Source organism: Hyphomicrobium sp. DY-1 (assembly GCF_047497105.1).
GTDB lineage: Bacteria > Pseudomonadota > Alphaproteobacteria > Rhizobiales > Hyphomicrobiaceae > Hyphomicrobium_B.
The window spans coordinates 3,067,826-3,082,836 of record NZ_CP134870.1; the positions used below are offsets into that span (position 1 = coordinate 3,067,826).

17 protein-coding genes are annotated in these 15,011 nt (G+C 60.7%); 8 read left to right on the forward strand and 9 right to left on the reverse strand.

The genetic code is table 11. The features are described from left to right. Window positions 1–100 precede the first annotated feature (100 nt). Both RLW41_RS14795 and RLW41_RS14800 read right to left on the reverse strand, forming a co-directional pair. Complete coding sequence (locus RLW41_RS14795) at window positions 101–238, reverse strand: hypothetical protein (protein ID WP_414461963.1); 138 nt, start codon at window positions 236–238, stop codon at window positions 101–103. 42 nt (window positions 239–280) lie between these two features. Further along, window positions 281–460, reverse strand: a complete 180-nt coding sequence (locus RLW41_RS14800) for a hypothetical protein (RefSeq protein WP_414461964.1) — start codon at window positions 458–460, stop codon at window positions 281–283. Between the two features lie 96 nt (window positions 461–556). Here RLW41_RS14800 and RLW41_RS14805 point away from each other — a divergent pair, with 96 nt between their 5' ends. Further along, window positions 557–1,627, forward strand: a complete 1,071-nt coding sequence (locus RLW41_RS14805; protein WP_414461965.1) for an ROK family protein — start codon at window positions 557–559, stop codon at window positions 1,625–1,627. Between the two features lie 199 nt (window positions 1,628–1,826). Here the strand turns inward: RLW41_RS14805 and RLW41_RS14810 are convergent, their stop codons facing one another. Together RLW41_RS14810 and RLW41_RS14815 are read right to left on the reverse strand one after the other, a co-directional pair. Further along, window positions 1,827–2,900: an autotransporter domain-containing protein gene (locus RLW41_RS14810; RefSeq protein ID WP_414461966.1), complete on the reverse strand. Its 1,074-nt coding sequence runs from the start codon at window positions 2,898–2,900 to the stop codon at window positions 1,827–1,829. Further along, on the reverse strand, window positions 2,897–4,702 hold the full coding sequence (locus tag RLW41_RS14815) for a hypothetical protein (protein ID WP_414461967.1): 1,806 nt from the start codon (window positions 4,700–4,702) through the stop codon (window positions 2,897–2,899). Before RLW41_RS14815 ends, RLW41_RS14810 begins: the two co-directional genes overlap by 4 nt. A gap of 87 nt (window positions 4,703–4,789) precedes the next feature. Here RLW41_RS14815 and RLW41_RS14820 point away from each other — a divergent pair, with 87 nt between their 5' ends. The 3 genes from RLW41_RS14820 (at window position 4,790) to RLW41_RS14830 (ending at window position 6,733) form a co-directional block, all read left to right on the forward strand. Then, complete coding sequence (locus tag RLW41_RS14820; protein WP_409562421.1) at window positions 4,790–5,290, forward strand: hypothetical protein; 501 nt, start codon at window positions 4,790–4,792, stop codon at window positions 5,288–5,290. A gap of 89 nt (window positions 5,291–5,379) precedes the next feature. After that, a complete protein-coding gene (locus RLW41_RS14825) occupies window positions 5,380–5,844 on the forward strand; it encodes a hypothetical protein (protein WP_414461968.1) in 465 nt (154 codons plus the stop codon). Window positions 5,845–6,043: 199 nt separating this feature from the next. Then, entirely contained in the window at window positions 6,044–6,733 is a 690-nt protein-coding gene (locus RLW41_RS14830) for a Spy/CpxP family protein refolding chaperone (RefSeq protein ID WP_409562423.1), read from the forward strand. A gap of 129 nt (window positions 6,734–6,862) precedes the next feature. Here the strand turns inward: RLW41_RS14830 and RLW41_RS14835 are convergent, their stop codons facing one another. Both RLW41_RS14835 and pip read right to left on the reverse strand, forming a co-directional pair. After that, a complete protein-coding gene (locus RLW41_RS14835; RefSeq protein ID WP_414461969.1) occupies window positions 6,863–8,740 on the reverse strand; it encodes a DEAD/DEAH box helicase in 1,878 nt (625 codons plus the stop codon). A gap of 282 nt (window positions 8,741–9,022) precedes the next feature. After that, a complete protein-coding gene (pip, locus tag RLW41_RS14840) occupies window positions 9,023–9,970 on the reverse strand; it encodes a prolyl aminopeptidase (protein ID WP_414461970.1) in 948 nt (315 codons plus the stop codon). A gap of 92 nt (window positions 9,971–10,062) precedes the next feature. On the opposite strand from pip, the gene RLW41_RS14845 reads away from it, so the two are divergent. From RLW41_RS14845 to RLW41_RS14860, 4 genes are all read left to right on the forward strand, one after another. After that, window positions 10,063–10,185, forward strand: coding sequence for a hypothetical protein (locus tag RLW41_RS14845; protein WP_409562426.1), 123 nt, complete (start codon window positions 10,063–10,065; stop codon window positions 10,183–10,185). A 94-nt stretch (window positions 10,186–10,279) separates the two neighbouring features. Further along, the gene (locus RLW41_RS14850) at window positions 10,280–10,708 is read left to right on the forward strand and encodes a hypothetical protein (protein WP_409562427.1); all 429 of its coding nucleotides are present in this window, start codon (window positions 10,280–10,282) and stop codon (window positions 10,706–10,708) included. A 210-nt stretch (window positions 10,709–10,918) separates the two neighbouring features. Further along, entirely contained in the window at window positions 10,919–11,455 is a 537-nt protein-coding gene (locus RLW41_RS14855; RefSeq protein WP_414461971.1) for a Spy/CpxP family protein refolding chaperone, read from the forward strand. A gap of 15 nt (window positions 11,456–11,470) precedes the next feature. Beyond that, on the forward strand, window positions 11,471–11,857 hold the full coding sequence (locus tag RLW41_RS14860) for a DUF302 domain-containing protein (protein ID WP_414461972.1): 387 nt from the start codon (window positions 11,471–11,473) through the stop codon (window positions 11,855–11,857). 26 nt (window positions 11,858–11,883) lie between these two features. Here the strand turns inward: RLW41_RS14860 and RLW41_RS14865 are convergent, their stop codons facing one another. The 3 genes from RLW41_RS14865 to RLW41_RS14875 form a co-directional block, all read right to left on the reverse strand. Next, a complete protein-coding gene (locus tag RLW41_RS14865) occupies window positions 11,884–12,090 on the reverse strand; it encodes a hypothetical protein (RefSeq protein ID WP_409562430.1) in 207 nt (68 codons plus the stop codon). 41 nt (window positions 12,091–12,131) lie between these two features. Beyond that, window positions 12,132–14,306 carry a methylmalonyl-CoA mutase gene (gene scpA / locus RLW41_RS14870; protein ID WP_414461973.1) on the reverse strand — a complete coding sequence of 725 codons (2,175 nt, stop codon included), beginning with the start codon at window positions 14,304–14,306 and terminating at the stop codon, window positions 12,132–12,134. Window positions 14,307–14,379: 73 nt separating this feature from the next. Beyond that, window positions 14,380–14,880: a hypothetical protein gene (locus RLW41_RS14875; RefSeq protein ID WP_414461974.1), complete on the reverse strand. Its 501-nt coding sequence runs from the start codon at window positions 14,878–14,880 to the stop codon at window positions 14,380–14,382. Between the last annotated feature and the right edge of the window lie 131 nt (window positions 14,881–15,011).

Here is a 15,011-nt window from a genome sequence, read left to right on the forward strand (position 1 = left end):
AGCGACTCGGGTTCACTTGGCTCGATATTGGGATCAAAATCGGGGTCGGTCGCGGGATCATGCGGATTGCCGGGACGCCCCGTCCCATGGTGGCCTACGTTCACTTGGCTTTTGCCTTCTTGAAATATTCAACTTCGCGTTCGCTCTGCTTGGCGACGTCCTTGGTTTTATAGGTGCCGAGGTTCTTTCCTTTCTTGGATACCAGGCGATATCCGGCGTTCACTTTTCTGATCGTCATTTTTTTCCTCCGCTCGGATAGGAACGGTTCTCAAAAACATATTTACGCGCGCCGCTTGCGTTCTGGGGCGCGGGTTTCGTCTGCGAGTTTCTGGCGCGCCTTGGTGTGGTCTTCGTTGGCGACGGCGGACCGCTCGCGCTTCGTCGGCGTTTCTGTTTGACGTGGTTGCTGCGTCGCGTCGCCATCGGCGTGAGTTCCAGGTGTTCTGGGCGTTTTTGGCATTATTTTTCCCTTTCACCGCTTTGCTTAGTGCAAGTCGCGCCGACATTCGTTGGTTCCAGGGGGAACCAATTTCCCTCATCCGGCGTCGTTGTGCCGATGGACAAACCGATATCTTCTCGATCCGATCTTCCGACCCATGGCGCCGCCGTTTTGCCGAGCGTAACGGTCGACAGCTACAACATCGAAATCCGGGACGGCGATGGCTTCATCGGCGACAAGGCGAGTAAGAGCGCGTTCTGGGAAATCGTCGAAAAATGGCGCAAGCCGTTGAAAGACGCCGGTGAGGATCCCTTCGGAAACAAGAGCACGGACAAGCTCAAGAAGGATGACCTTGTCGCGGAACTCGAGGAAGGCGATCCGGAGGCTGCGGGTCTCGTTCAGAGCGCCGTCGAAGAGTTTTCTCAGCAGTTTGCGAAAATCATTCGCCGCTTTCTGCAAACCCAGGAGTGGCGGGACACGGAAGCTATCGTCGTCGGCGGCGGCTTTAGTGGCAGCCGGATCGGAGAGCTTGTGGCCGGTCGGACCGGGCTGCTGCTGAAAGCTGAGAATATCGCTGTCGACATCGAGATGATCCACAACGATCCGGACGATGCCGGCCTCATCGGGGCAGCGCATCTGCTGCCGGCTTGGATGCTCAAAGGGCACGACACGATGTTGGCGGTCGATATTGGCGGCACCAACATTCGCGCCGGGACCGTACAACTCAACCTCAAGAAATCTTCTGATCTCATGAAGAGCAAAGTGGCAGGCTCGGAGATCTGGTGTCACGCGGATGCGGAAACCAATCGGACCGAGGCGGTTGCCCATCTCGTCAAAATGCTCGAAGGGCAAATTCGCTGGAACGAGAAAGAGAAGTTTGCGTTGGCTCCGGTGATCGGGATCGGCTGCCCCGGAATTATCCGCGAGGATGGCTCGATCGACCGCGGCGGTCAGAACCTTCCGGGGAATTGGGAGGCTCGCGGCTTCCATCTTCCGAGCGCCATCAAGGCAGCGATCCCCGAGATCGGCGGATCGGAGACGATGGTGGTCATGCACAACGATGCGGTGGTGCAGGGCCTTAGCGAGCTGCCGCGCATGCAGGACCGGCAGCGCTGGGCGGTTTTGACAATCGGCACCGGGCTCGGCAATGCGCGCTTTACAAATCGCGACGTGAAGAAAGATTCATAACGGCGGCAAAAATTTTTGGCGTTGGCCGCCGCGTCAGTTTCTGCGGTTACAGGCTTTTTAGGATTTCTCTGGCAGATACGATCTGCCGTCCGCGCTTGTCTTCACAAACAACAGGCCTGGTGGCCGGGCACCTCTTTAAGCGATCATAACTTTGGAGGTGCCCGTCATATTTTTCGTGCTCGACGTTCCACAAGTGGCGTCAGAATTTCCACGACAGGTTGCCTTTGACGCCGTGGTCCTGGACGTCGTCGCCGATCTCGCCGCTGTAGGAGAGGCCGACGCTGAGATCCGGCGAGAAATTGACGTCGAGGCCAGCGCCTAGCATCAACGTATCTCGCGCAATCGGTACGCCTTCGATCGAGAACGGTGAGCCGCCGGAGAAGGCGAGCGTCTGGCTTGTGTCGACGTCGTCGAGCGCATGCCGCCAACCGACCATGCCGTGTGTCGTCAAGATCGTGCCGCTCTGCATGATGACGTTGGTTGCGGCTCGGAGGCCGAGCGTAGTTGTCGGCAGGTCCTGGTTGTCGCCGAAGCCCTTGAGGGCAGCGTCGCTGCCAGCTTCATGGAAATCGTCGGTGTTGAGGTTGACGTAGGCGATGCCGGCGAACGGTTCGAAATCGACGCCTGCCAGACCGATGTGATAGCCGAGTTCGCCGAAGACCTGCGCCGTGCCAGCGGTCTGATTGCTGCGCGCTTCGTCGGTCGTTCCGCTAAGATCGAAGCGGCGCTTGGTATCGAGATCGGCCCAAGTGAAGCCCGCACCCCAACGCACGCCGAGGGCACCCCAGCGACCGCCGCCATAGAGGGCGAAGTGGGCGTCATCGCGCTCTTGCGATGAGTTGCGGCCATCGTCATCGAGGGAAGCGTGGCTGTAGCCAGCGGCGATGCCGATGCTGCCGAAGCTTCCGGCTTTGGTATCGACGCCGACGAAGACACCGCCAATGGTGCGGTCGACACCTGCGGCGTTGCTGTCGCCGCTATACGTGCCTTGCGAGCCGAACGCTTGTCCCCAGAGACCGCCGCGAGATTTGTCTTCCAGATCGTTTCTGACACGGTCCATCACGGCGTCGCGTAAGAAGCGGCTGTCTTCGAGCATGATGCCGTTTGCGGAGGCGTAGATCTCGCCGGACAGGCTATTGAAGGCTCTCCGGGCTGCCTCTTGGCTGGTGGCGTTCGCGACCGAATTCAAAACGGCGCTGGTCGCGCCGAGGCTGTCGATCGCAGCGGCAACCTTATGTTGGTTCGAGGTGATGGCAACCGATTGGAACGTCACGTTGCTGCGCGTACGTCGAGATAGATGTTGTTGGCGTCGGAGGCGAGCGCGAAGTCGATGAAGGGCATCGAGTCCGTCGCGCTCGTGTAGCCACCAGTAATGCCGGTCTGCGCCGTCAGGATCGTGTATTGCGTTCCGAGCTTATACTGGCCCGAAGCGGGCTTCACGACGACGGAGCCAGCGAGCGTCGTGGCGCCGTCGACGGTGATGAGATCGGATTTACCAGTGCTGTCGAGTTCGACTTCGTAAGTCGAACCGGCTTGCTGCTGATAATCGCCCGTGAAGGTCAACGTGCCGATCGAATGGCCAGGCGCGATGGTGCCGAAGATGGACGCCGACCCGATGGTGCCGTTGCCGGCGAGGATCGTTCCGGCCTTCGTGGTCAAGTCGGCGTCGAGCGTGCCATCGACGCTGAGCTTGCCCGATTCAAGTGTGGCGCCGTTGCTGTAGCTTTGCGTGCCAGTCAGCGTCCAGTCGCCTTTGACGTCAAGGATTTCGAAGTTGACGCCGCCCGCAAAGGTGCCGGTGCCGTCGAGATCGACCGTGTCGGTTCCGGCGCCGCCATCGACAAGGCCGATGAACTTGCCGCCCGTGTTGACGATCAGCGTATCGTCGCCGCCGCCGAGATCGACCGCTTCGCCGTTCGCGCCCTCGATCAGGCCGGCGTTCTGAATGGTATCGTTTTGAGTGCCGATGATGCGGATGCCGAAGCCGTCTTCGCCGCGGATGGTGCCGAGGTTGGTGATCTGGGTCGCGTACGGGGCGTTGCCCGCATTGCTGTCATCGATAAGGATGGCGTTGTCCTTGCCGCTGATGACGGCATTGGCCGAGCCGTTGATGATGGTGCCACCGCCCGCCGCGATGCCTTCGCTGGTGTTCGGCGAGCCGTCTTTTTCACCCTTCGCGCCCGTGCCCTGGATTGTGCCGTAGTTGGTGATCTTGGCTTTAAAGTCGATATCGACGCCGTCGCCATCGCCGTTCTCTGAGACGTCGTCGATAGTGCCGGTGATGGTGCCGTAGTTCAGGACCGTGCCGTTGCCGTCGGAGCCGACACCGGAGCCGTTGCGGCCGGTGATGCTGGCGCCGGCTTCGTTGTAGACGTTCACGTCAACGTCGCTGGTGATGCCGTGGCGCGCACCTGAGATGACGCCGCCCGCGTAGTTATTGACCGTGCCCGCGTGGTCTTGAAAATCGATACCGTCCTTGGAGTCATCCGGCGCGGCAGCGTTAGAGATGATCTTGCCCCAGTTGTTGACTGTGCCGTTTCCTCCGGCGCGGATGGCGTCGGAATCCTGGGTGCTAATTACACCGGTCGCATAATTGTTGATCGTGGCGCCATTGGTCGAAATCGAGTCGAGATCAATCGCCTGGCCGGTTTGCGAGTTGATGGTTCCCGCGTTGTTGATTGTTACTTTTCCGTCGGTGACGTCTGTATCGATGCGGATGCCGTCATCAAACGTGTCGACGGTGGCGCCCTTTTCGTTGTTGAAGGTGAACGTCCGGATGGTGCTGCTACCGCTCGTATCGACGCCGCGGTTTCCGGATTTTAGGGTGCCGAAGTTGTCGATCACGATCCCCGGCGCTGCGGAATCATCCTTGAGCTTGATCGCAGTTGCGGAAACGTCGAGGGTTCCTCCACCCTGAATGGTGAGTGTGTCCTGGTTTTTGAGTGTCTGAGCGGTTGTGTTGGTATCGCCGCTGTTGACGACGATATCGGCAGCATGGACAGAAGGCGCAGGAAGATAGGACACGAGAACAGCAACAACCGCGGTGTGTGCCGCGCTACTCAACAGACGAGACATTTCGAGTGACCCCCAACGAACTTTACCGAGGGGCGTTTAGGAGCCGGGGATTACAGTTCGACGACAGAATCGGAGACGCCGGAACAGATGATGCGTTTGGGCAACCAGAGTGCTGACGAATATTGTGCGGGCGGCGTGCGCTGGTGTCGGCTGCCGGTCGCGCTTTTGGCGGTGATCGCTGCGTGCGTCGGCGGTTGTTCGGGGCAGGGGGCCAACATGGCGACGCTGCAGTCTCCCACCAGCACCCCGCCGACGGATGTGGCAGTACGGTCGGCTCCGGTCGTGCCTGGACGGCGTGCCCGTGTTTTCATTTTTGCGGGCCTCGGCGACAAGTGCGAGCAGTTGGCCGCGCCCGAGATCGCGATTACGCAGCCGCCGGCCAAGGGCGATCTGGCTTTCGTTCCCGGCCAACAGACGACGATTGAATATTCGGCGAAAGGCACTTGCATCGGAAAGACCGCGATAGGCACAGGCATTTACTACACGGCGCGGGATGGCACGGACGGCACGGACAGTTTCGCCGTTACTGCAAAGCTTGCTAGCGGGGAGACGGTCAGCCGGTCGTTCCAGGTGACGATCGCGCCGTAAGCCGTGGCGCATGAGAATGTCTTAAGCGTTTCTTTAACTTCGGTACGGCACATTCTTTTCCAATTCGTTCAGTTCTGGAGCCTGCCGTTATGCGTAGCTCGTCGCGGTCAATCGGATTCGCCGCTCTCCTTTCCGTGTTCGTTGTCCTGCCGGTGTCGGCGGCATTCGCGGAAAGCGCCGATGTTGAAAATTCGACGGCGGACGGCGATCAATTCGATCCCGCAGGGCCGGACTCTTACGTGCCGAAGCCCGGCAATCTCAACAGCGTGCCTGAAGACGGCGCGAGCTTGCGCTCGCTGCCCGGAACCGACAGCCCGCTCGTCAAGCAGATCCTGGCTGCGCGCCCGAACGAAGATCTCGTGATCTGCATCGCGGGTTGCTACGCCGGACGCAATCGCGTGGTCTATGCGCAGCCCTCATCCAGTGCTTTGCGCGGCAGCCTGTCGTCGACCATGAGACCTGCCGATCCGCAGAAGTCAGGCAACGTTGCGGGGGCGCGCCGCGCGGCGGCTATTGATCCCACGTCGCTGGCGATCATCAACGGGACGAACTGAACGCTTCGGCGCAAGGCGTCATTGGCATCTACGGGTGGGCTGTGTTCATGCCCGCTTTCTGCCTGAATTCGTTCATCTTTATTCATTCTCGCGATGTCAGCCGCAAACGGCGACGGATCGCGAAGATAGTTGCGTTTTTATCTCCGATGGCCGGGCAACGATCCCCCTAAATGCCTTCCCCGGCCCTAAGGAGATGTCCATGAAGACTTTATCGCGTGGCACCTGGATTGCGATTGCCGCTGTCGCAGCAGTCCCTGCAACCGTTGCTATCGCTAAGACGGCCGACCATGCCGGATGGCGCATGATGTCGCCTGAGACCCGGTCACGTCTTGAGGACGGCCGCCTGGCGATGGTGAAGACGGCGCTGCAACTTACGCCGGATCAGGAAAAGCTCTGGGCGCCGGTTGAAACGCAGGTTCGCGATGCGTTCAAGGCGCGCGAAGCCCGCATCGAGAAATGGCAGAAGAAGCGCGAAGAGTGGAAAGCCGAGCACGCCAAGGGCGGCAAGGATGAAGCCGAACACAAGCGTCCCGATCTCGCTACGCGCTTCGAAATGATGAGCAAGCGGATGGGCGAACGCGCCGACCGCATGAAGGCGTTCTCGACGGCCTTCTCGCCGTTCTATGCATCGCTGTCGGATGAGCAGAAAGAAGTCCTTCGTCCGCTGGTCCGCGAACTGAGCCCCGGCTTAGGTCATGGCCCGCGCGGTCACCGCTTCGCCGAAGGCTGGGGTCCGGGCGGCCGCGATCATGGCTGGTTCGGTCATGGCCCGCACATGGGGCCCGGTATGATGGGCCCCGGCTCGCATGATGGTCCGCGGATGCAGGACAACGACGACAATGACGGCGGACCGGAGCAGGCTCCTGCCGAGCCCGACAAGAAGGGCTAAGGCGTCGCAACCTTTTCTGCTCTTACTCCCTTCGTTTCGACTTTGGCCGGGCCGTAAAAAAGCCCGGCCATTTTTATGGCCGGGCTCGATACTGTTTCGATCAGTGAGCTGATCGCACCGTGTGAAGGCTCAGCGGGCCGGACGGGCGCGGTTGCGATCGTCGTCGCGGCGCTTCATGAACTTCGGCGCGCCGCCGTCATTGCCCCACGACCGGCGGCTCTCGCCGTCGCGTTGCGGTTTTTTCGATCCATGACCGGCCTCGCGATTGCCAACGTTGGCTTCGTTGCGGTGGCGGCCTTCGGCATGGCGCGGTCCATGGCGATGATCGTGACCGTTCTCGCCGCGGTGATCGGCGCGGAGTTCGCCTCGGTGATCTTTCGGGCGATGATGGTCGCTCGGCTTGTGTTCGCGACGCTCTGCGTTAGCCGAATGGTCGTTGCTGCCATGCGAACGTGCGTTCAGCTGATCGCGGTCACGCGGACGGCTGTCGTCCCGATGGCGCTGCGGGCGTTCTTGACGTTCCGGGCGAGCCGAACGCTCTTGGCGATCCGACCGTTCGTGACGTTCGGCGCGTGCGGGCCGCTCCGGACGTTCGTGGTGAGCAGGACGCTCTGAACGTTCCGGACGCGCCGGGCGTTCGCGATCGGTGACGCCGAACACTGCGGGGCGTTCGGGGCGGCCTTCACGGCCTTCGCCCTGGTAGGCGGGGCGGTCACGGCCGCGGTCGCGATTGCCGCGATGGGCTTGGCGGTCTCCGCGAGGGGCGCCGTCGCGCTGACGATGCTCGCCGCCACGACCGCTCCGATTGGCTTCGCGGCGACCGCCTTCACCGTCGTTCGACTGATGATTGCGCGGCAGCGGCGGCAGGACTTCGCCACCGACATCGTCGATGACTTCGAGCGGCTGCTTCATCATGCGCTCGATGGCGCGGACTTCCTGGCGTTCGGACGGATCGCACAGGGAAATCGCGATGCCGTTGGTGCCCTTGCGGGCCGTGCGGCCAACACGATGAACATATGTCTCGGGATCGAGAGGCATGTCGAAGTTGATGACATGCGTGATGTTCGAGACGTCGATGCCGCGTGCCGCAATATCGGTCGCAACGAGCACACGAATGTGGCCCATCGTGAAATCATTGAGCGCGCGCTGGCGAGCGTTCTGAGCCTTGTTGCCGTGGAAAGCGGAGGCGCTGATGCCTGCCATGCCAAGACGTCCAGCAACGCGATCCGCACCACGCTTCGTACGGGTGAAGACGATGACGCGGCTGGCGCCATCGTCGTTCAGAATGGTGTGCAGGCGGCTTTGCTTCTCTGTCGCCTTCACGATCATGACCTTCTGGTCGATGCGATCGACAACGATCTTCTTGGAAGAGAGATCGATGCGATAAGGTTCGTGGAGGATGTCGTAGGCGAACTTCTTAATCTCGTCGGGCATCGTGGCAGAGAAGAGCGCGGTGCGCCGCTTCTGCGGGATGAGCGAAACGATCTTCTTGATGTCGCGGACGAAGCCCATGTCGAACATGCGGTCGGCTTCGTCGATGACGAGCGTCTGCACGCCGGAGAGATCACAGCTTCGCATATTGACGTGGTCGAGCAGGCGGCCCGGCGTCGCCACAAGGATGTGAACGCCCCGCTTCAGCGCGTTGATCTGCGGTCCTTTGCTGACGCCACCGAGGACGACGGCGCGGCGCAGGTTCATGTTGCGCGAGAGCTTGGCGACTTCCTGGTCGATCTGGACCGCAAGTTCACGCGTCGGCGCGAGGATCAGCGCCGAGACCTGCTTCCATTGCGGGTCGGTCGGGTTCGCTGCGAACTTGTTCAGAAGCGGCAGAAGGAATGTTGCGGTCTTGCCCGATCCCGTCTCGGCCATGCCGAGCAGGTCGCGGCCTTCGAGCTGCGGCGGAAGCGCCTGCACCTGAATCGGTGTGGGCGTCGTGTATCCGCACTGCGTCAGAGCACGCGCGAGAGGTTCAGCAAAGCCGAATGCCTCAAAAGTTTCAGTAGTCAAAGTGCAAAAGTCCCAAGGGCTTCGAGCCCCGCGCACACATCTGGTGCCGGAGGTTCGTCCCATGGCCCACACCGGCGCTTTCGGGGTGCGGCCTTGTCTATAAGGATTGATCTCAATGCAGGGTCGAGCGCGGTGATTGAACCGCTTTCAAGTGGCACGAGGACCCGAGCGCCATCGGAGAGCAATGCGTGAGCTAGTGACGATGTTCGGCTGTGAAGTCAAGCGCGATCGTTAATTAACGATCGACTGTGTCTCCACGACGCGGAAGGCCACAAGTGGAAATTAACCAGCCGAGAGATCGGAAATGGCGCGGCGCATGGCTTCCATCACGCCGGGCTCTGTCATCGAGTGCCCGGCGTGGTCGATGATCTCCAGGCGCGCGGCGGGCCAGACGGACGCTATGGCGTGAGCGACCTTCGGCGGGCACAGAAGGTCGTAGCGACCCTGCACAATGACGCCCGGAATGTCGCGCAAGCGATGAGCGTTGGCCAGCAACTCGCCGGGCTGAAGAAAAAAGCTGTTCGCGATGTAGTGTGCTTCGACGATTGGCGTCGGCGGCAGGCGGGCGCCATCAGCGACCGTTTCTGGAATGACGGCGTGTTTTGGCTGGAGTTCCGAGAGGGCGCGCTCGTAGGCGTTCCAGGCGTGAGCGGCGCGCGTTCTCTCAGCGCCGTCGGGGCCGGTCAGGCGTTTGACGTAAGCGGCCAGCGGGTTGGCCCGCTCCTCCGGCGGAAGACGATTACAATAGGCTTCGAATAGTTCGGGGCGGAAAATCTGCGGCCCGTCGACGAAGGCCCAGCGAACTTCTTCGTCGGTGCCGAGAAACAGCGCCCGCAGTACGAGAGCCGTTACGCGTTCCGGGTGCCGTTCGGCATAGGCGAGCGCCAGCGTCGATCCCCAAGAGCCGCCGACGAGCATCCAGCGGTCGATGGCAAAATGAGCGCGAACGGCTTCGAGATCGGCAACGATATGGGCTGTCGTGTTGGCCTTGCAGGAGAGGTAGGGGTGGCTGCGTCCGGCGCCGCGCTGGTCGATCAGGAAGACATGATCGCGGGCGGGGTCGAATAGCGTGCGGTGCAGCACCTGCGAGCCGCTGCCGGGGCCTCCATGCAGAAATGCGATCGGCCGGCCGCCCTTCCGGCCGACTTCCTCGATGTAGATCCAATGACCATCGCCGACGTCCAGCATGCGGGCATCGAAGGGGCGGAAGGATTCCGGGAGGGTCTTCATGCCTCCTGCTGAGCATGCTTTTTCTTAAACGACAAGTTCGGCCGGTAGGAATGCCGCAACCAAATGGTGAGCGAGGGCTGGACGGCCTTCACATGTCTGTCATCACTCTAGCGGCGGTTGACTTCAGATTTGATGAATTTGCGGCGGTGGAAGCGGCGTTCGTGTCGGCGGAGCGCGGTCTGGTGAACGCCCAGTTTGGTGTTTACGGCAATTGACGATTTTCCAAACGATGCCTACCTGCACCCGGCTGCAACATTTGACACGGTGCGCTATATTTCGTGGGGCGGCCGGTTTCAACGGAGTATTGGAATGATCCAGAGCCACCTTTCAAAAGCGCGCCGCGCTTCGGTATTTGCCGTGACGCTCGCTGGTGCGTTAGGGCTCGGTATGGTTGTCGCCGAAGCACGCGCCGAATCTGCAATGCTGGTTGGGACGTGGGCCGGAAACGGGAACATCAATTTCTCGTCGGGCACGAAAGAGAAAGCGCGGTGCCGTGCGCATTTTGCGAAGACTGGCGCGCGCAGCTATGAGATGTCGGCTTCGTGCGCCACATCCTCGGCGAAAGTCGATCAGACGGCTCAGCTGACGAAGGTCGGTGCCAATAGTTATGTCGGCAGCTTCTTCAACGAGCAGTATAATACCGGCGGCCGAATCCGGATCACAGTCTCGGGGCGCACTGGCGATGTCAGCTTGGCTGGCGAAGCCGGCACGGCTTTCTTTCGGCTCAGGAAGTACTAGGCTTTTTTCTTCGATAACATTGTGTGCCGTGGCTGACGCTTTGCGTTGGCCATGGCTTTTTTGTGTTGAAGGCCGGCGTCGGCTCCATCGCGCCGTCGCGACATTGGAGACGTAATAAAAATCTGTAACACTTGACGCCCATCAACGCGCGCAGGGCCAAGAAAACGGATTCCGTTCCTGGTTGAGAACAAGCCGGGAAGGAGAGTGGCCATGAAGCAGAATTTGCGTGTTCTTGCTGGAGCGCTTATCGGCACAATAGGTCTAGGAGTCGGCGTTGCTCCTGCCCAAGACAGTCAGCCGCAAATGCCGATGATGGGCCAAGGCATGATGGGTGGCCAAGGCATGGGCCCCGGTATGATGGGTCAGTCTGGCATGGGCATGATGGGCCACGGCATGATGATGGGCCGTGGCATGATGAATGACATGGGCCCGATGATGGAAGGCCGCCTTGCGTACATGAGGGCCGAGCTTGGCATCACCGCTGAGCAGACGGCAGCATGGGACGACTACGCAAAAGCCGTGAAGGCGCGTGTGGCCAGCATGCAGGAAACGCGCACGGAAATGATGAAGGTCATGCACTCAGGAAGTGCGCTTGATCGTTTGGACGCCCGCACCAAGGCGATGGAAAATATGGTGCAGAACTTAAAGGCCGTTCGGCCGTCGGTTGAGGCGCTCTACAATGCTTTGAGCGACGATCAGAAGAAGAAGGCCGACGCACTGCTTGGTATCGGCTGCTGCATGATCTAAGTTCGGATTGCACGAATGGATTATTACATCGCGAAGACGTTGCAGCTTCCTTTCGCCGAGGTGGTTACGAAAGTGATATCGGCGCTCAAGGATGAAGGGTTCGGCATTCTCAGCGACATCGACGTCAGTGCGACGTTGAAGTCGAAAATCGATGCAGAGTGGCGGCCCTATCGAATCCTGGGAGCTTGCAATCCGCAGCTCGCGTATCGCGCGTTGCAGGCCGAGGATAAGATCGGCGTCATGCTTCCATGCAACGTCATCGTTCAGGAGCGTGCGGCTGGCGACGTCGAAGTCGCAGCGGTCAATCCCGCTGCTGCTATGGCCCGTGTCGGCAATCCAGTCTTACCTGAGATTGCCGAAACTGTCCGGGACAAACTTAGCGCCGTACTTGAGCGGCTATAAGCCGGCCATACTCGGCATCAGTGTCCTCATTCTCCTTCGCGCTGTTCTTCCGCGAACTCTTTTTCAAGTTCCTGCTCAAGCTTCACCAGATCTTCGGGCAGCGGCATGCCCGTTGCCTTGAGCTGATTGAGCTTCTCCATGACTGACAGATAAATTTCGTGGCTGTCTTGTGGCTGGTTCTGCATGTCGGTCAGCAGCTGCTCGATTTCGAGCTTGATCTGGTCGAAAGCCATGATCGGTACCTTTCGCGAAATTGAATTGAATAGCGGGGGATTTATTCCGCCGCTTGCTTGTCCACGTAGCCCAACTGCGCGTTGAGTTTTTCAACGAGGTCGGCGGCGGCTTCGGGGATGTTGGTGCCAGGACCGAAGACGGCCTTGGCGCCTGCCGCATAAAGCGCTTCGTAGTCTGACGGGGGAATGACGCCGCCGACGACGATCATGATGTCGCCGCGGCCTTCCTTGTCGAGCGCTGCCTTCAGTTCCGGCACGAGCGTGAGGTGGCCTGCCGTCATAGTCGAGACGCCGACGACGTGCACGTCGTTTTCGACTGCCTGGCGCGCGGCTTCGTCGGCTGTCGCAAAGAGCGGTCCGATATCGACGTCGAAGCCCAGATCGGCAAAGGCTGAAGCGATGACCTTCTGGCCGCGGTCGTGGCCGTCCTGGCCGAGCTTGGCAATCAGGATGCGCGGACGGCGGCCGTCGTTCTTATCGAACTGCTCGACGAGCTTCTTGACCCGTTCAAGGCTCGGATTCATCGCCGCTTCCTTCTTATAGACACCGCTGATGGCGCGAATTTCCGCCTTGTGACGCGAGAACACTTTCTCCAACGCGTAGGAAATTTCGCCGACGGTCGCTTTCACGCGTGCAGCCTTCACGGCGAGATCGAGCAGGTTGGCGTTGCCTTTGGCGCCTTCGGTCAAGGCATCGAGCGCGGCCTGGACGTCGGCCTCGTTACGCTCGGCGCGCAGGCGTTCGAGTTTCGCAAGCTGGGCTTCACGGACGGCGTGGTTGTCAACTTTGAGGAAGTTGATCTCCTTGTCGCCCTTGATCTGATACTTGTTGACACCGGTGATCGTCTGGCGACCGCTGTCGATGCGGGCCTGCGTCCGGGCGGCGGCTTCTTCGATGCGCAGCTTCGGAATGCCTGCAGCGATGGCCTTCGCCATGCCGCCCTGTTCTTCGACTTCCTGGATGTGCGACATCGCTTTTTTCGCGAGTTCGTACGTCAGGCGTTCGACGTAATGGCTGCCGCCCCACGGGTCGATGGTGCGGCAGGTGCCGCTTTCCTGCTGCAGTAGAAGCTGGGTGTTGCGGGCGATGCGGGCGGAGAAGTCGGTCGGCAGCGCGATAGCTTCATCGAGGCCGTTCGTGTGCAGCGACTGTGTATGACCTTGCGTGGCGGCCATGGCTTCGAGGCAGGTGCGCGTCGCGTTGTTGAAGATGTCCTGCGCGGTGAGCGACCAACCCGACGTCTGCGAGTGCGTGCGCAATGACAGCGAGCGCTGGTCTTTCGGTTTGAACTCTTCCTTGATGAGCTTCGCCCAGAGCAGACGCGCGGCACGCATCTTGGCGATCTCCATGAAGTAGTTCATGCCGATCGCCCAGAAGAACGACAGGCGCGGGGCAAAGGCGTCGATATCCAGACCTGCGGCGACACCGGCGCGGGCGTATTCGATGCCGTCAGCGATCGTGTAGCCGAGTTCGAGGTCGGCGGTCGCGCCCGCTTCCTGCATGTGATAGCCGGAAATCGAGATCGAGTTGAATTTCGGCATGTTCCCGGACGTGTAGGCGAAGATGTCCGAGACGATGCGCATCGAGGGTGCAGGCGGATAGATGTAGGTGTTGCGCACCATGAACTCTTTCAGAATGTCGTTCTGAATGGTTCCGGCGAGTTTCTGTGGCGGTACGCCCTGTTCTTCGCCCGCAACGATGAAAAGCGCCAGCACAGGCAGCACGGCGCCGTTCATCGTCATCGAGACGGTCATGTCCTGGAGCGGAATGCCGTCGAACAGCACGCGCATGTCGTAGATCGAATCGATGGCGACGCCCGCCATGCCGACGTCACCCTTCACGCGCGGGTGGTCGGAATCATAGCCGCGGTGGGTCGCCAGGTCGAAGGCGATCGAGAGGCCCTTCTGGCCGGCCGCGATGTTGCGGCGATAGAAGGCGTTCGAATCTTCTGCCGTCGAGAAGCCGGCGTACTGACGGATCGTCCAGGGCTGCAGCGCATACATCGCCGGATAGGGGCCGCGCACGTAGGGCGCGATACCCGGCAGGCCGTCGATGAAGTCGAGCCCGGCCGTATCGGCATCGGTGAAGACCGGCTTCACCGGGATGCCTTCCGGCGTTTCCCACACGGGAGCGCTCGGGGCCTCGGCCGCCGAAGCGGATTTGACCGGCGTCTCCGGATCAAGGGGAATCTGAGCAAAATTCGGAATCGAAGTCATGCGGGTCGGTGATCCGGTCAAAAGTGGTTATCGTCCGCCGCAAGGTACGGCAAAACTTGGGGCGGGGAAAGGTTTAGCGAGGTTTGCGGTCCAGGAGGTAGTCCCTTCGGCGGAGAAGCAGATCGTAAACGACGGCGAAAAAAACTCCGCTTAGTGCGGCGCGGATCAGATCGGCGCTCTGGGCGCCCGGCGGGGCAGGTGCTAGCGGCGTCAGGACGAGGTAAATCGCCTCCGCCAGAAGGCACCAGAGGATGGCCGCCAGCGCAACGAATTTCAGCAGGCGAAGAGTTCCGGTACTGGAGGCTGCGCCGAGAAATTTCGCCGCGGGTGGGAAAATAAATATCCCCACGGGTAGGAACCAGATGAAGGCTGCCAGCAGGGTCGTCGGCATGTCGTTGCCGAAGTCCTTGACGGCTGCTCCGGCGTTCCCTGTTCCGAAGACGCGGAGATCGGCCAGGATGACGAGTGCGGATGCTGCGACGAAAGCCGAGATGATGCCGCTCAGCAGACCCATCAGCATCAGGCGTAGCAGCGAATGGCTCGGTGCAGGGGGTGGGCTCGTCGGGGCAGTCAAAGGCGATCTCCTTGCGTCGCGATCATTTGGCATATCGGGCTGCGCCTAGGGAAGGGACGGGATGACCGTGTGGAAACTCGATGCTTCCACGTCGATGCTGCAAGTGGCCTGCGCGGGGCTCATAAAGCCAT

Excerpts from the sequence above, each read along its gene's own strand:
- pip (WP_414461970.1), bottom strand. The coding sequence starts at position 9,970 with ATGAAGACCCTCCCGGAATCCTTCCGCCCCTTCGATGCCCGCATGCTG.
- RLW41_RS14860 (WP_414461972.1), top strand. The coding sequence starts at position 11,471 with ATGGATTATTACATCGCGAAGACGTTGCAGCTTCCTTTCGCCGAGGTG.
- RLW41_RS14820 (WP_409562421.1), top strand. The coding sequence starts at position 4,790 with ATGATGCGTTTGGGCAACCAGAGTGCTGACGAATATTGTGCGGGCGGC.
- RLW41_RS14850 (WP_409562427.1), top strand. The coding sequence starts at position 10,280 with ATGATCCAGAGCCACCTTTCAAAAGCGCGCCGCGCTTCGGTATTTGCC.
- RLW41_RS14825 (WP_414461968.1), top strand. The coding sequence starts at position 5,380 with ATGCGTAGCTCGTCGCGGTCAATCGGATTCGCCGCTCTCCTTTCCGTG.
- RLW41_RS14805 (WP_414461965.1), top strand. The coding sequence starts at position 557 with ATGGACAAACCGATATCTTCTCGATCCGATCTTCCGACCCATGGCGCC.
- RLW41_RS14845 (WP_409562426.1), top strand. The coding sequence starts at position 10,063 with ATGTCTGTCATCACTCTAGCGGCGGTTGACTTCAGATTTGATGAATTT.
- RLW41_RS14865 (WP_409562430.1), bottom strand. The coding sequence starts at position 12,090 with ATGGCTTTCGACCAGATCAAGCTCGAAATCGAGCAGCTGCTGACCGAC.
- RLW41_RS14795 (WP_414461963.1), bottom strand. The coding sequence starts at position 238 with ATGACGATCAGAAAAGTGAACGCCGGATATCGCCTGGTATCCAAGAAA.
- RLW41_RS14855 (WP_414461971.1), top strand. The coding sequence starts at position 10,919 with ATGAAGCAGAATTTGCGTGTTCTTGCTGGAGCGCTTATCGGCACAATA.
- RLW41_RS14815 (WP_414461967.1), bottom strand. The coding sequence starts at position 4,702 with ATGTCTCGTCTGTTGAGTAGCGCGGCACACACCGCGGTTGTTGCTGTT.
- RLW41_RS14830 (WP_409562423.1), top strand. The coding sequence starts at position 6,044 with ATGAAGACTTTATCGCGTGGCACCTGGATTGCGATTGCCGCTGTCGCA.
- RLW41_RS14800 (WP_414461964.1), bottom strand. The coding sequence starts at position 460 with ATGCCAAAAACGCCCAGAACACCTGGAACTCACGCCGATGGCGACGCG.
- scpA (WP_414461973.1), bottom strand. The coding sequence starts at position 14,306 with ATGACTTCGATTCCGAATTTTGCTCAGATTCCCCTTGATCCGGAGACG.